This window comes from Pseudomonas sp. H1_F01 (genome assembly GCF_054681425.1).
This window is the reverse complement of record NZ_CP162823.1, coordinates 6,172,422-6,187,592: the sequence shown is the minus strand read 5'-3', so window position 1 is coordinate 6,187,592 and position 15,171 is coordinate 6,172,422. Positions and strand designations below refer to the sequence as shown.

General features: G+C 62.6%; 11 protein-coding genes. 6 read left to right on the top strand and 5 right to left on the bottom strand.

Translation table 11 applies throughout. The features are described from left to right. Positions 1-40 precede the first annotated feature (40 nt). The 5 genes from parE to AB4O09_RS27870 all read left to right on the top strand — a co-directional run bounded on the left by parE (position 41) and on the right by AB4O09_RS27870 (position 6,608). The gene (gene parE / locus AB4O09_RS27890; protein ID WP_003197177.1) at positions 41-1,945 is read left to right on the top strand and encodes a DNA topoisomerase IV subunit B; all 1,905 of its coding nucleotides are present in this window, start codon (positions 41-43) and stop codon (positions 1,943-1,945) included. Continuing rightward, positions 1,945-2,931 (top strand): esterase-like activity of phytase family protein, encoded by a 987-nt coding sequence (locus tag AB4O09_RS27885; RefSeq protein WP_003197179.1) that lies wholly within the window; start codon positions 1,945-1,947, stop codon positions 2,929-2,931. The genes parE and AB4O09_RS27885 overlap by 1 nt, the downstream gene beginning before the upstream one ends. Continuing rightward, positions 2,928-3,449 carry a retropepsin-like aspartic protease family protein gene (locus AB4O09_RS27880; RefSeq protein ID WP_003197180.1) on the top strand — a complete coding sequence of 174 codons (522 nt, stop codon included), beginning with the start codon at positions 2,928-2,930 and terminating at the stop codon, positions 3,447-3,449. Before AB4O09_RS27885 ends, AB4O09_RS27880 begins: the two co-directional genes overlap by 4 nt. A 10-nt stretch (positions 3,450-3,459) precedes the next feature. Then, entirely contained in the window at positions 3,460-5,724 is a 2,265-nt protein-coding gene (gene parC / locus AB4O09_RS27875; protein WP_003197182.1) for a DNA topoisomerase IV subunit A, read from the top strand. 179 nt (positions 5,725-5,903) lie between these two features. After that, positions 5,904-6,608, top strand: a complete 705-nt coding sequence (locus AB4O09_RS27870) for a PqiC family protein (protein WP_003197185.1) — start codon at positions 5,904-5,906, stop codon at positions 6,606-6,608. Positions 6,609-6,845: 237 nt separating this feature from the next. Here the strand turns inward: AB4O09_RS27870 and AB4O09_RS27865 are convergent, their stop codons facing one another. Continuing rightward, positions 6,846-8,363 carry an AhpA/YtjB family protein gene (locus tag AB4O09_RS27865; protein ID WP_003197187.1) on the bottom strand — a complete coding sequence of 506 codons (1,518 nt, stop codon included), beginning with the start codon at positions 8,361-8,363 and terminating at the stop codon, positions 6,846-6,848. A 133-nt stretch (positions 8,364-8,496) separates the two neighbouring features. On the opposite strand from AB4O09_RS27865, the gene serB reads away from it, so the two are divergent. Continuing rightward, positions 8,497-9,711, top strand: a complete 1,215-nt coding sequence (gene serB, locus AB4O09_RS27860) for a phosphoserine phosphatase SerB (protein ID WP_003197189.1) — start codon at positions 8,497-8,499, stop codon at positions 9,709-9,711. A 160-nt stretch (positions 9,712-9,871) separates the two neighbouring features. On the opposite strand, the gene AB4O09_RS27855 is transcribed toward serB, so the two are convergent. From AB4O09_RS27855 to AB4O09_RS27840, 4 genes are all read right to left on the bottom strand, one after another. Further along, entirely contained in the window at positions 9,872-11,632 is a 1,761-nt protein-coding gene (locus AB4O09_RS27855) for a hypothetical protein (RefSeq protein ID WP_028237542.1), read from the bottom strand. Positions 11,633-11,844: 212 nt separating this feature from the next. Next, entirely contained in the window at positions 11,845-12,705 is an 861-nt protein-coding gene (asd, locus tag AB4O09_RS27850; protein WP_460107763.1) for an archaetidylserine decarboxylase, read from the bottom strand. A gap of 19 nt (positions 12,706-12,724) precedes the next feature. Further along, on the bottom strand, positions 12,725-13,540 hold the full coding sequence (locus AB4O09_RS27845) for a rhodanese-like domain-containing protein (protein WP_027911964.1): 816 nt from the start codon (positions 13,538-13,540) through the stop codon (positions 12,725-12,727). A 42-nt stretch (positions 13,541-13,582) separates the two neighbouring features. Further along, a complete protein-coding gene (locus tag AB4O09_RS27840; protein ID WP_027911965.1) occupies positions 13,583-15,121 on the bottom strand; it encodes an HDOD domain-containing protein in 1,539 nt (512 codons plus the stop codon). Positions 15,122-15,171: the final 50 nt, after the last annotated feature.

The window sequence follows — 15,171 nt, the reverse complement described above, 5'->3', positions numbered from 1 at the left end:
CCATCGCCCCTTTTTCATTGAACACTGACGACGAGACCCCATGGCCACTCCCAGCGCTAGCTCTTATAACGCAGACGCCATCGAAGTCCTCTCGGGCCTCGACCCGGTGCGCAAGCGCCCCGGCATGTACACCGACACCAGTCGGCCGAACCATCTCGCCCAGGAAGTCATCGACAACAGTGTCGACGAAGCCTTGGCCGGGCACGCTCGTTCGGTGCAGGTCATCCTGCACGCCGATCACTCGCTGGAAGTCAGCGATGATGGCCGCGGCATGCCGGTGGACATTCACCCCGAAGAGGGTGTGTCGGGCGTCGAGCTGATCCTCACCAAGCTCCACGCCGGCGGCAAGTTTTCCAACAAGAACTACCAGTTCTCCGGCGGTCTGCACGGGGTGGGTATTTCCGTGGTCAACGCCTTGTCGACCCAGGTGCGGGTGCGGGTCAAGCGTGACGGCAACGAATACCAGATGACCTTCGCCGACGGCTACAAGGCCACCGAGCTGGAAGTGGTCGGCACCGTCGGCAAACGCAACACCGGGACCAGCGTGTATTTCGCTCCGGACCCGAAGTATTTCGATTCGCCGAAGTTTTCCGTCAGCCGCCTCAAGCATGTGCTCAAGGCCAAGGCCGTGCTGTGCCCGGGGTTGCTGGTCAGTTTCGAGGACAAGGCCACTGGCGAGAAAGTCGAGTGGCATTACGAAGACGGCCTGCGTTCTTACCTGGTGGACGCGGTCAACGATTTCGAGCGCCTGCCCAACGAGCCGTTCTGCGGCAGCCTGGCTGGTAACAAGGAAGCCGTGGACTGGGCGCTGTTATGGCTGCCCGAAGGCGGCGAAAGCGTCCAGGAAAGCTACGTCAACCTGATCCCCACGGCCCAGGGCGGCACCCACGTCAACGGGTTGCGCCAGGGTTTGCTCGATGCCATGCGCGAGTTCTGCGAGTTCCGCAATCTGCTGCCCCGTGGCGTGAAGCTGGCGCCGGAAGACGTCTGGGAGCGCATCGCCTTCGTGCTGTCGATGAAGATGCAGGAACCGCAATTCTCCGGCCAGACCAAGGAGCGCCTGTCGTCCCGTGAGGCGGCGGCGTTTGTCTCCGGGGTGGTCAAGGATGCGTTCAGCCTGTGGCTCAACGCCAACCCGGAAACCGGCCTGGCCCTGGCAGAGTTGGCAATCAATAACGCCGGCCGCCGCCTCAAGGCCAGCAAGAAGGTCGAGCGCAAGCGCATCACCCAGGGCCCGGCATTGCCGGGCAAGCTCGCCGATTGCGCCGGGCAGGACCCGATGCGTTCCGAGCTGTTCCTGGTGGAAGGTGACTCCGCCGGCGGCTCGGCCAAGCAGGCGCGGGACAAGGAGTTCCAGGCGATCCTGCCGCTGCGAGGCAAGATCCTCAACACCTGGGAAGTGGACGGCAGCGAAGTGCTGGCCAGCCAGGAAGTGCATAACATCGCGGTGGCCATCGGTGTCGACCCGGGCGCCGCGGACATGAGCCAGCTGCGCTACGGCAAGATCTGCATCCTCGCCGACGCCGACTCCGACGGCCTGCACATCGCCACGTTGCTCTGCGCTTTGTTCGTCCAGCATTTCCGCCCGCTGGTGGACGCCGGCCACGTTTATGTGGCGATGCCGCCGCTGTACCGCATCGACCTGGGCAAGGAAATCTACTACGCCCTGGACGAGGCCGAGCGCGACGGCATTCTCGATCGCCTGGTGGCCGAGAAGAAACGCGGCAAGCCGCAGGTCACTCGATTCAAAGGCCTGGGCGAGATGAACCCGCCGCAACTGCGTGAAACCACCATGGATCCGAACACCCGCCGTCTGGTGCAGTTGACCCTGGATGATTTCGAAGCGACCTCGGAGATGATGGACATGCTACTGGCGAAGAAACGCGCCGGCGATCGCAAGTCCTGGCTCGAATCCAAAGGGGACCTGGCCGAGGTGCTGGCCTGATGCGCAACGGTTTCGCCCTGGCGTTGTTGCTGTGGGCGGGGGTTGTGGTCGCAGGGCCTGCACCGGAGCTGAAGTTGCTGTCCGAGCATGCCGTCGATGGCATGCGCGGCGGTAATCTGTCCGGGTTGGCGCTGTGTGGCAGCGAAATGTGGACGGTATCCGATCGCGACGATGATCGGATCTATCGCCTCGCGCCCTCCGAGTCTTCGCTCTGGCAGGCCGAGGTGGTTGAAATCGAGGTGCCGGCGGTTCCCGACAGCGGTTTGCCCTGGGGTTTGAAGTCCCGAACCTGGGCAGCGTCGTTCCTGCGCGGTGGCGAGCTGGATTTCGAAGGCATCAGTTGCGACAGCGCTGGCAATCGCTATGTGGTCAGCGAGTCCCAAGCCGCCGTGTTGCAGGTACCGCCTGCGGGGCCGGCGTCGTGGTTGAAAATTGCACCAACAATGATCCGCCAGGCCCGTGCCAGCGGCATGTTGTTGCATTTCAATGCGCTATTCGAAGGCTTGGCGGTCAACCCGGCCGGTGACCAACTGTGGTTGGCGGCCGAGCGTGAGCGTCGCGGGCTTTTGTTGATCAAGCGTCAGCAAACGGTGTGGGACTGCGATGGCAACTGTGTGTTGCTGAGTGAAGCGGGGCTGGAGATGCAGCCGGCGCAGTTCCCCAAGGCCAAGGCGGTTTCGCGGGATTTTGCTGATTTGTCATTGTTCAATGGCAAGCTGTTTACCCTGGAGCGCAACGCCTTTCAGATCTGCCGGCGTGACCCGCAGACCGCCCAAGTGGAGCGGTGCTGGTCGTTCGCCGCCGAGGCGTTGCAGGACGGTCGGCGTTATTCCCAGGATTATGGGCTGGCCGAAGCGCTGGTGGTGGACACCGAGGGCGCCTGGATCGGCCTGGACAACAACGACGGTGCTCGCGCCGACGGCGAAACGCGGCCGATCATCTGGCGCTTCGCCGCGCCGGACGGGGGCTGGGGCGCCTCGCCATGAGTCAGTCGCCGCCGGGCAGGCGTGCTGGCAGGGTGTTGATGATATTGGCCTGGTGCGCGGCGCTGTTCCTGGCAACGCGGTTTTTTGCCCAATGGGAGCAGCGCCAGCAAAACCCCAATGCCCAGGTGTATTCGCAAAGAGGCGAAGGGTTTATCGAGGTGAAGTTGGTCGGCAATAGACAGGGCCATTTCGTCGCCAGCGGCCAGATCAACGGTCAGCCGGTAGATTTCATGCTCGACACGGGCGCCACCGATGTGGCGATTCCGGTGGAGTTGGCCGAGCGCCTCAAGCTGGAAAAGGGTTTCGGCGTGACGTTGAGTACCGCCAACGGTTTGAGCGAGGGCTATCGCACCCGCATCGACCGGTTGCAATTGGGTGACATCGTGTTGCGCGATGTCCGTGCCCTGGTGGCGCCAGGCCTGGGTGGCACGCAAGTGCTGCTGGGCATGAGCGCCCTGAACAAACTTGAATTTACCCAGCGCGACGGCACCATGCTGCTGCGCCAGACAACGAACTGATGAGGCCCGCATGAGCGACATTCTTGCAGACAGCTTAGACGGCGTAGAACGCCGATCGCTGGCTGACTTCACCGAAAATGCCTACCTCAATTACTCCATGTACGTGATCATGGACCGTGCCTTGCCGCACATCGGCGATGGTTTGAAGCCGGTTCAGCGGCGGATCATCTATGCCATGAGTGAGCTGGGGCTGGATGCGGATTCCAAGCACAAGAAATCGGCGCGTACCGTCGGTGATGTGCTCGGTAAGTTCCACCCCCACGGCGACTCGGCCTGCTATGAAGCCATGGTGCTGATGGCCCAGCCATTCAGCTATCGCTACACGCTGGTGGACGGGCAGGGTAACTGGGGTGCGCCGGACGATCCCAAGTCTTTCGCGGCCATGCGTTACACCGAGGCGCGGTTGTCGCGCTATTCCGAAGTGCTGCTCAGCGAGCTGGGCCAGGGCACTGCGGACTGGGGGCCGAACTTCGACGGCACCCTCGATGAACCCCTGGTTTTGCCAGCACGTTTGCCGAATATTCTCCTCAATGGCACCACCGGCATTGCCGTGGGCATGGCCACCGACGTGCCGCCTCACAACCTGCGGGAAGTGGCCACGGCGTGCGTGCGTCTGCTGGACGAGCCCAAAGCCACGGTGGAACAACTCTGCGAGCACATCCAGGGCCCGGACTATCCGACCGAAGCGGAAATCATCACCCCGCGTGCCGACCTGCTGAAAATCTATGAGACCGGCCGTGGTTCGGTGCGCATGCGCGCCGTGTATCACGTTGAAGACGGCGACATCATTGTCACGGCGCTGCCGCACCAGGTTTCCGGGGCCAAGGTCTTGGAGCAAATTGCCGCGATGATGCAGGCAAAACCGTCGAAAGCACCACAAGTGGCTGACTTGCGCGACGAATCCGACCACGAAAACCCGTGCCGCATCGTGATCATCCCGGTCAACAGCCGAGTCGACCACGACGCGCTGATGCAGCACCTGTTCGCCAGCACCGACCTGGAGTCCAGCTACCGGGTCAACATCAACATCATCGGCCTGGACGGCAAGCCGCAGTTGAAAAACCTGCGGGCATTGCTGGTGGAGTGGCTGGAGTTCCGGGTCAAGACCGTGCGTCGGCGCCTGCAATTCCGCCTGGACAAGGTCGAGCGTCGCCTGCACCTGTTGGACGGTTTGCTGATCGCCTACCTCAACCTGGATGAAGTGATCCACATCATCCGTACCGAGGAGCACCCCAAGGCCAGCCTGATCGCCCGTTTTGCCCTGAGTGAAATCCAGGCCGACTACATCCTCGACACCCGCCTGCGGCAGTTGGCGCGGTTGGAAGAGATGAAGCTGCGTGCCGAACAGGATGAACTCCTCAAGGAACAGGCCAAGCTGCAAGCCTTGCTGGGCAGCGAAGCCAAACTCAAGAAACTGGTGCGCACCGAACTGCTCAAGGACGCCGAAACCTACGGCGACGACCGTCGCTCGCCAATCGTCGAGCGTGCCGAAGCCAAGGCGCTGAGCGAGCACGATCTGCTGCCGAACGAGAAAGTGACCGTCGTACTGTCAGAAAAAGGTTGGGTACGTTCCGCCAAAGGTCATGATATTGACGCGACGGGGCTTTCCTACAAGGCCGGGGACGGCTTCAAGGCCTTGGCGGCCGGGCGTTCCAACCAGTTTGCGGTGTTCGTTGACTCCACCGGGCGCAGCTATTCGGTGCCGGCCCACACCCTGCCGTCGGCTCGTGGCCAGGGCGAACCGCTGACCGGTCGTTTGACGCCGCCGCCGGGTGCAACTTTTGAATGCGTGCTGATGCCTGATGATGATGGACTGTACGTAATTGCATCGGACGCGGGCTACGGGTTCGTGGTCAAGGGCGAGGATCTGCAAGCCAAGAACAAGGCGGGCAAGGCGTTGTTGAGCCTGCCGAACAACGCCAAGGTGATTGCGCCGCGGCCGGTGGCCGATCGGGAGAGCAACTGGCTGGCTTCGGTCACCACCGAAGGCCGGTTGCTGGTGTTCAAGATCAGCGACCTGCCACAGCTGGGTAAAGGCAAGGGCAACAAGATTATTGGGATTTCCGGCGAACGGGTTGCCAGTCGTGAGGAATATGTCACGGATATTGCAGTGTTGCCGGAAGGCGCCACGCTTGTGCTACAGGCAGGCAAGCGCACGCTTTCGTTAAAGGCGGACGATCTTGAGCATTACAAGGGTGAACGTGGTCGGCGGGGCAACAAGCTCCCAAGGGGGTTTCAGCGAGTCGATGCGCTGCTCGTCGAAAACCTCAATTAGGCGTACTAGAGGGCTCGGTCTGCGATTAAATGCCGCAGATCGATACTTTCGCGCTGGAGTCGGCGCGCATATTCACGGATGATAGGCCCTTTCAAGCGCCGGCGTGGCCGAGCGTTCTTCATAATGACCGAGTATTTTTTCACTGTGGTAAGCCTTGTGGCTGCCACCTGGACGGAACGATGACTGCTCTGCGCCTCCCTATTTTGTGGCTCGCCGGCCTGCTTGGCCTGGCGGGCTGCAGCATGAACCAGCCGGTGTCGCTGTACCAACTGGACAGCGGAACCCCGGCCCAGCCTGCGCAAAGCACAGGCATGGCTGTATTGCTGGGGCCGGTCCTGATCGCCGACTACCTGCAACGCGAAACCTTATTGCAACGCCAACCGGACGGCAGCCTGCAGGCCGCCACTGACGGTCGTTGGGCTGGCAGCCTGTCTTCCGACATCGATCAGTTGCTGCTGCGCCAGGTCGCCGGGCATCTGGACAGCCAGCGTGTAGTGCTGGCACCCGCGACCCAAGGCTTCACCCCGGATGTACAGGTGCTGCTGTCGATTACCCGCCTGGACTCGGGTAAAGCCCAGCCGGCAGTGCTCGATGCCCAATGGCGGTTGATCGACCGTCGTGGCAAGGTGCGTGAGAACCGCATCGTTCATCTGCAAGAGCAACATGCCGGCACCACGGCGGCACAGGTCCAGGCCCAGGGCGTGCTCCTGCAACGCCTGGCCGAACAGCTGTCCGTGTCGCTCAAGCCCCTGGCCAACCAGCCACCTGTCGCAGAAGTCCCACGCAAGGCCGCTCCCGCCCCGGCCAAGCCGGTAGAAAAGGATAAGGACAAGATCCCCATGGCCTTGCCGATTCGTACGGACATGGAAGTGTTCAGGTTCTGACGCCAGGACTGGATGCAAAACAAAGCCCGCGTTGAAGCGGGCTTTGTTGTTTCTGCCGGTTGGGTTTTCCGGTGCCTGTACCGGCCTCATCGCGAGCAAGCTCGCTCCCACAGGAGGATCCTGCAGCCACATATCCAATGTGGGAGCGAGCTTGCTCGCGATGGCGGCGCTAAAGGCAACAAAAAAGCCCGCAGACAATCACTCATCTGCGGGCTTCGTCATTTCAAGTCCTGAGGCTCAGGCCTGGCGCTCATGCATCCGCGCCAACTGCCGCTCCAGCATTGATGGATAAGGTTCCATCAAGCGTTCCACGCAGCACGCGCCTTCGGGGCTGGCGATGGGGCGGATGCGAGCGCGTTGGCGGATCAGGGCGTCGTCGTTGATCTTGCGCTCCACCAGCAGCAGGTTGCGGCTGTGTTGCGACAGTGCCAGGGCGTCCTGGGCGGTTTCGGTCAGCAGCAGGTCGATCTGGCTCAGGCCAAACAAGCCATCGCCCAGGGTCAGGCCCAATTGTAGTTGCAGGGTGATGCCGCTGTCGGCGACTTCGATCTGCAACTGGTGGCCCAAGGCGCGCAGCAACTCACCGCAGCAAATGGCGTTGGTCAGGTAGTCGTCACCGCTGTCTTCGGTGTGAAACAGCATTAGCGTGCTGCCATCGTTCAGGGTGTGCAGTTCGCCCTGATAGAGCGATGCGGCCTGGTCGAGGCAGTCGCGGTAGCGCTCGAGCAATTCCTTCAGGCGCGCCTGGGGCAGGCGGCGCAGTTGGTCCTGGGCGCCCAGTTGCACGGCCAGTACGGCACTGTGCTGGGGCAGGTTCGAGGCGACTGGCCTGGCGACCGGTTGAGGTGTTCCATCGACTGACTCGTCCCGCAGGTCGGCAAACGCGTCGTCGTCTTCATCGTCTTCAACCGTGCGTACCACGTGGCGTGGAGCCGGTTTGGAAGCAGGCATTGGCTGGCTTTCATCGAAGCCCGGGTCGCGCAGGTTACGCACTTCGAAGCCCGGCTCGGCATCGTCGTCGTCCACGTAGTCGATGTCTTCAGGTTCCGGCACGGGCTCAGGCTCCGGCGCGAAGCTGGCGTGCAGTTGCCGGGCCAGATCGCCGATTTCGTCCTGGCGCTGGGTGGCTGGCGTGTGTTCGTCGATGTCCCGCAGCCAGACGCGCAATTGCAACAGCGGCGTGGAGATGTGCCGCCCCAGGCGCAGGCTCAAGGCCAGTGCCAGTGCCAGCAGGATCGCGCTGAGGATACCCATGCTTTGCAGGCTGATGGTCATCGGTTGCTGGAACTGGTCCATGTCCAGGCTGATGCGCAGCTGCCCGGCGGTCACGTCCTGGAAGGTGATCTTGCTCTGGTACATGCCGCCGGACTCGCCCAGCAGGCCTGGCTTGGGACGCTGGCCGGCCTCGGCGAGGATGCGGTTGTCCACGCTGTAGATGGCGGCGTGGGCCACCAGTTTGTTCTTGGTCAGGTTGTTGAGCAGCACGTTGAGGCTGAGGATGTCGTTGGACACCAGCAGCTCGGTGGCGGACGTGGCGGTCTGGGTGGTCAGGCTTTCACCCAGGGCGTCGGCCTGCTCGTGCATCGCCTGCTTGAACTGCAAGCCCATCACGCAGGCGTAGATGACCAGGGCCAGGGCGACCAGGATCACGTTATGGCTGGCAATGCGCAATGCTATCGGCACACGACGGTGACGCAGTGCACGGAAGATCAGCAGGAAGAAGTTGTCGGTTTTGACTGGCGTGGGCCGGTTCACTGAGCTCGGCTCTTTGTCCGTGAAATTGACGCGCAGTATAGCGACAGCCCCATGACCGGCAAAGCACTGGCGGTGCCCGATGGTCACTGAATGTGGGTAGAATGCGGTTTTTTTCCACCTGCGGGGGTGCGCCTTGCGCGAAATCGTCCTGATAAACATCACTGGCAGCGACCGTCCGGGTCTGACTGCGGCCATTACCGGCGTTCTGGCCCAGGGTGGTGTGAACATTCTCGACATCGGTCAGGCGGTGATCCACGACACGTTGTCGTTCGGCATCCTGGTTGAAATCCCGGACGCCGAACAAGGCAAGTCGGTGCTCAAGGACATCCTGTTCACCGCCTACAAGCTCGACCAACAGGTGCGCTTCACCCCGGTGTCCGAGGACGATTACCGACATTGGGTGGCCGGCCAGGGCAAGAAGCGCCACATCGTTACCCTGTTGACCCGCAAGGTTACCGCCGAGCAGTTGCAGCGTGTCAGTTCGATCACCGCCAAATATGACCTGAACATCGACCATATCGACCGATTGTCCGGGCGCATGCCGCTGGACACCCCGGACGACAAGGGCAAGGGTTGCATCGAGTTTTCGGTGCGCGGCGAGCCGGCGGATCCCCAGGCGTTGCGTGCCGAGTTCCTCAGCGTGGCCCAGGAACTGAACGTCGACATCGCCTTCCAGGAAGATTCGCTGTTCCGCCGTAACCGCCGCCTGGCGGTGTTCGACATGGACTCGACGCTGATCGAAGCCGAAGTCATCGACGAACTGGCCAAGGCGGCCGGCGTGGGCGACAAGGTCTCGGCCATCACCGAGCGAGCCATGGCTGGCGAGTTGGATTTCCGGGCCAGCTTCAAGGAGCGCCTGGCGCTGCTCAAGGGGCTGGACGTCAGCGTGTTGGATTCCATTGGTGCTTCGCTGCGCCTGACCGAAGGCGCCGAGACGCTGTTCGCCGAACTCAAGCGCCTGGGCTACAAGACCGCCATCCTGTCCGGCGGCTTCACCTACTTCGCCAAGCAGCTGCAGGCCAAGCTCGGCATCGACTACGTGTTCGCCAACGAACTGGAAGTGGTGGATGGCAAGGTGACCGGCGTGGCCGTCGAGCCGATCGTCGATGCCCAGCGCAAGGCGGACCTGCTGCGTGAACTGGCTGAAAAAGAAGGCCTGCGCCTGGAACAGACCATCGCCGTGGGCGACGGTGCCAACGACTTGCCGATGCTGGCGATAGCGGGCCTGGGCGTGGCGTTCCGCGCCAAGCCGCTGGTCAAGCAGTCGGCCAGACAGGCGATTTCCACCCTGGGGCTGGATGGGGTGTTGTACCTGTTGGGCTTCAGGGATCGTGACGGGCAGCTCTGAGTCTGTCGCAATCTTTGTGGCGAGGAGATCTAGCTGTGGGAGCAAGGCTTGCCCGCGATAAACGATAACGCGGTCTATAAAAGAACCGCGGTGCCAGCATCGCGAGCAAGCTTTGCTCCACAGAGAATTCTCTCTTCACAAAGGGTTACGCGTTGGCTGCCTACAGCGACTTCCACAACGAATCAAAATTCCCTTCTTGCTCGCCGCCATCCCCGTTGGCGGTTGAGTCTTCCGGGTGATAAGCAAACTGATTGAAACTGTGGGTGCTGGTGACCCGGCGGTCCAGGCCGGCGCGGCGTTCCTGGCCGTTGGTGTTGATCAACACCCGCTGGCCCTCCTGGAACGGCAGGCGCGGGGCGATCATGGTGGGGGGGAGATCAATGGCGCTGATCTCGGGGAGTAACAGCCCGCGCAGGTAGTGACCGTGCTCATTTTCTTCGCGGACCAGTTGCAGCCCACAAGGCTGGGCATGCGGTGCGACCAGCTCGATGCCCATTTGCATGGCGCCGTTGCGCACTTGTCGGATCCAGCGCACCACGGCAACGCTCCAGGCTTGGTCGCTGGTGTCCCGGATGCCGATCATTTCCCCGGCTTGCAGTTGTTCCGGCACTTCCTTGGGCCAGCCGAGGCAGTAGCCGCCGGGGCTGTGGTTGATGATTGGCAGGTCGTAGGTGGGGAAGTGATGCTGGTTGTCGGAGCTGGTGCCATCGTCATCGGCCGGGTTGACCGGGTACTCGATTTCTTCATAGGGCAGCAGGTCGCTGTCGCCGGCGGGGGCGGCGTCGAACGCTTGCTTCCAAGTGTCGCTTGTCTTGCTTGGCGAGGCTTCGAAGCGGGCCTTGCGGGTGCCGGGGCTTTTCAGTATCTCGTTGAAAGAGCGCTCGCCGCCGAGGTAGTAGTGCAGCGCGCTCATGCCCACGCACAGGGTCAGCGTGCCGTTGCCCTCGGTGCGCTGGAAGCTGCGTTCGGCCGCTTCGCCCCAGGCGGCTTGCAGGTGATGCAAGGTGTCGACGCTCATGCCGCCCGGTATTGGCAGGCTATGCTCGGCAGGTTGTTCCAGGTGCGTGGCGATTGCGCGCACCAGGGGTTGTGGATCGAAGCCCTGCAAGGTTGGCTGCTGTTCGGCGCGGAACTTGGAGCGGTAGCGTGGCCCGACATCCAGCTCCGGAGCGACCGCGAACAGGCTGGCAGCGCTGGAGGTGGGATCGAGCTTGACCCACTGGCTCCAGGATTCGAGCGCCTGGGTCAGCCACCCGATTTGGCTCTGGCGCAGTTGATTGCTGCGTGACGCTCCCAGCAACAAGGCAACGACATAGGTCTGTTCGGGGTTCAATTGATGAACCTGGCTCGCCAGTTCGTCACTCACGCTCAGGTGCTGCAACCGGTGCAGGCAGGCGATCCGATACAACTGATGTAAATCGAGCCACAGCCCTTCAGGCACTGGGCTGTACAACTGACTGGCGCGCAGCAGCGGGCCATTGAGGGCATGCATCGCCCGTTGCAGCGCGGTGCTCAGCAGGCGGGCCCGGTCCTTGGTGTATTTCGACGCGATACGCGCCACGATCTGTTTGTAGCCCATCGCCAGCTGGGTTTGCAGCGCCTGGCACAGGTTGACGATCTTGCGCGAGCGTTCATCCAGCACGATGGCCTGTTGCAGGAAGTGCCGCTCCAGGTGCTTGCAGACGTAATACACCTCGGGCCGCAGCAGCTCGAGCAGTTGCAGGCGATTGTCGCTGGGCGTGAGCAGTTGGTTGAGTTCGCCAAGGGCTTGGTACAAAAGGCGAGCTGTTTCGCCGATGTTGGCCTTGGGCAGGTTGGCGATCCAGCGCTTGAGGTCCCGTGGCGTGGCGTCGCAGAACGACAAGCGTGCTTGCGTCGGGGTCATGACGCGCAATAGCTGGAGAGGGCTGGTCTCATTCATGCCGTGTACGGGCTCCGGCGGGAAATAAACGTGATGTTTCCAACTCTAGCAGCTGACAGGCCGGCGTGTTGGCCTGAGTGTGCTGTGTGAGCAAAGCTTGCTCGCGATGCAGGCGCCGCAGTTTCTTTTGGACCGCGTCATCGTTCATCGCGGGCAAGCCTTGCTCCCACAGGTCTTGCTCCCACAACCCTGCTTCAAAGGACGGGCGTGAATCAGGCCTTTGGCAGTGCCAGGCCCTGGCCCATCTGCACTGGCGAACCGGCCACCAGGCCTTCGGCCCATTTCACCTGGTCCGGACCGAACAGCACGATGGCTGTCGAACCCAGCTTGAAGCGACCCAGTTCGGCGCCTTTTTCCAGATGAATCGGCGCGCGGGCGGCTTCGTCATAACGGAAGGTTTTCAGCTGGCGCTTGGGAGGTGTCACCAGTCCGGCCCAGACGGTTTCGATGGACGCTACGATCATCGCGCCCACCAGTACAACGGCCATCGGCCCGCGTTCGGTGTCGAAAATGCACGCCACGCGCTCGTTGCGGGCGAACAGCTCAGGAACGTTTTCGGCGGTGGTCTGGTTGACCGAGAAAATCCGTCCAGGGATGTAGACCATCTCCCGCAGGGTGCCGGCCAGTGGCATGTGCACGCGGTGATAGTCCTTGGGGGAGAGGTAGATGGTGGCGAAATCGCCGCCCATGAACGGCGCCGCGTTGGCCGCATTACCGCCCAGCAGCTCCAGCACGCTGAAGCTGTGGCCCTTGGCCTGGAACACCCGGCCATGCTCGATCGGGCCGAGCTGGCTGACGGCACCGTCGGCGGGGCTGAGGATCGCGCCCGGGGTATCGTCCAGCGGGCGTGCGCCGTCTTTCAGGGCGCGGGTGAAGAAGGCGTTGAAGTGCTCGTAGGCAGTCAGGTCTTCCACCAGTGCCTGGGACATGTCCACTTGGTAGCGCTTGGCAAACCATGCGGTGAAGGCGTTCTTGAACCAGCGCACGCGGCATTCGGCAATGCAGCCGGCCAACCGCGACAGCAGGTGGTGGGGCAGCAGGTATTGAGTGAGGATGAACAAACGGTTTTTCATTAACTGTCCTTAAGAACCTTCAAAGCTCGATGGGTGTGTCGGGGTGGTTGCCCCATTCACCCCAGGAACCGGCATAGCCTTTGACTCGTGGATAACCGAGCGCCTTGGCCACCAGGTAGGTGAAGCCGGAGCGGTGGTGAGTCTGGCAGTGGGTGATGATTTCTTTGTCAGGCGTGATGCCCAATTGTTCGAGGATTTGCGGCATGTCCTTGCGGATGCGCAGGTTGCGCGCTTGGTCCATGCCGGCAGTCCATTCGAAATTGACCGCGCCGGGAATGTGTCCGCCTCGGGCTGCGACGACTTTCTCTCCGGAATATTCCAGCGGGCCGCGAGCGTCCCAGATCGCCAGGTCGGCAGCGCCGAGGCGGCTTTGCAGGTACTCGCGGGTGGCGGTGGGGGCTTCGTGCAGCGTCAGGCTGACCGGGCCTGCGACGGGCGCAGGCACTTCGACGGACACCGGCAGGCCTTCGTCCAGCCACGACAGCAAGCCGCCGTCGAGGTAGTGGTAGTTTGAATGGCCGATCACGTCCAGCAGCCAGATAAACCGCCCGGCCCAGCCGCCGCCTTCATCGTCATAGACCACGTAGACCGCATCGGGGTTGTGTCCGAGCTCGCCGAACAGGGCTTCGAGGTCGGCTTTGGCCGGCAGCAGGCCCGGCGCCGGCGGTTGACCGAGCTGGGTACGCTTGGGGTCGACGAAGCGTGCGCCAGGGATATGGCCGGTGCTGTAGCGGGCGGCGCTGGTCAGGTCCACCAGAATCAGTTCGCGGGTGTCGAGGCGCGGCAGCAGCTCGCTCGGCTCGATCACCAGCGGCAAGCCAGAGAAGTCAGGCATGTGAGGTCTCCAGGGGCGCAAAGGGAAAAGATTGTAGCAAGTTCAGCGGCCGCGGTTGGTAAAGGTATGCAGGGCCCGTTCGATGCATTGCACGGTTTTGCCGAAGGCTTGCACGGTCACGTCCGAGAACGGTCCGCCGCCCTGGTCCACCACCACCAGCATGATCACCCGGCCATTGCAGGTCAGCGAGCGCAGCAGCAGGTGCTCCCCGCGAAACAGGCTGCGCAGGCCCGGTGGCAGCAGCGCCGAAAACTGCGCGTTGTTGTCCGGGTTCAGGCGAACCTGGGCCTGCTGGGCCAGCAACCGCTGCACTATTTTGCTCTGGCTGATGGTAAAGCTCATGGCCGCGGCTTCTTTGGGCAGGCCGGCGGTCTGGTGTACGCGCACGCTGGTCTGGTTGCGGTCGGCCATCAGGATCATCACCCGGCGCATGCCGCAAGCCACCAACACGTCCCGTGCCGAGGTGGTCAGGTGCATGGCATTGCTGAAGGGGCTCGGTTCCACCAGCAGTGCGGAACATTGCTTGCGCCACTGGCTCAGGTCCTCGGCGCTGGGTGGGGGAGCAGGTAGCAAGCCGGGGTGGATGCGACGGCTGCCCCAGGGCCAGAGCAACGCCACGGCCGGATGCCAGAGGTCTGGCATGGCGTCATGACGGGCGCTGGTGACGGCTTGTTGGTGCAGCTGTTGCTGAACCTCATCCATCGGCATCTGCAGGTACAAACTGGTGAGGTATTGCCAGCGGGCACTGTGGGGGCCGTCCCAGGCCTGTTGCGCTGAGAGTGCCAGGCCGTTGGCCAGCAACACGGTATTGGCCGGTTGATTGAGCCAGCGCCGCAGGGTTGGGTCGTCGTCCAGGCGATTCTGCTGGCGCAGCGGGTGCTCGCTGTCCCGGGCGATGCGCAGAACCTGCACCAGCTCGCGGCGTTCATTGAGCAGCAGGCGATAACCTTGCGTCACCCAGATCGGCAGGCGCCAGGTCTCTGCCAGCGCCAGGCAGATTTTCATCAGGCTGACGCCGAACAATTCGCGCTCAACCTTGCGCGCGGGCTCGCCTTTGTGGACGACCCGCAATTCCCACTCCCCCAGCAACCGCGGGTGAGTCAGGGCCAGTGGCCAGAGCGGCGAGAGAAACAACAGGCTGCCCCAGTGAATGTCCTGCCACAGTCGCGCCAGGCGGCTGGCAAAAAAGCCATTGGCCTGTTGCGTGGCGTGTTGGCTGATCAATTGCAGCTGGCGCAAGGCGATGGGGATTTCGTGCCCTGGCAACGACGGCAGGCGAGCGAGCAGTTCCTCGGTACGTTTGAGACCGAGGCGGTTGATGGCCACTTCGAGATTTTCCGCAGGTTCAGCAAGGCTGCCATGGGTGTGATGGTTGGCCTCGCGGATGACGCTCAGGGCCAGGGCGGGGCTGTCCTGCATCAGTTCGGCGATGTCACGCAACGAGCGGCGGCTGTCGGCAATGGCCTTGCAGACCAGGTCATGGCTGACCTGGGGCACCGGCAGGTGCACGCCATCGAGCAGCTTCACCCAGCCTTCGAGGGTGGTCGGTCGTGGCGTTGGAACCTTCGTTTCGTTAGTCATGGCTGGACGTGATCATCGTATGAATTCTCTACGCCCGGAACGGGGCAAAT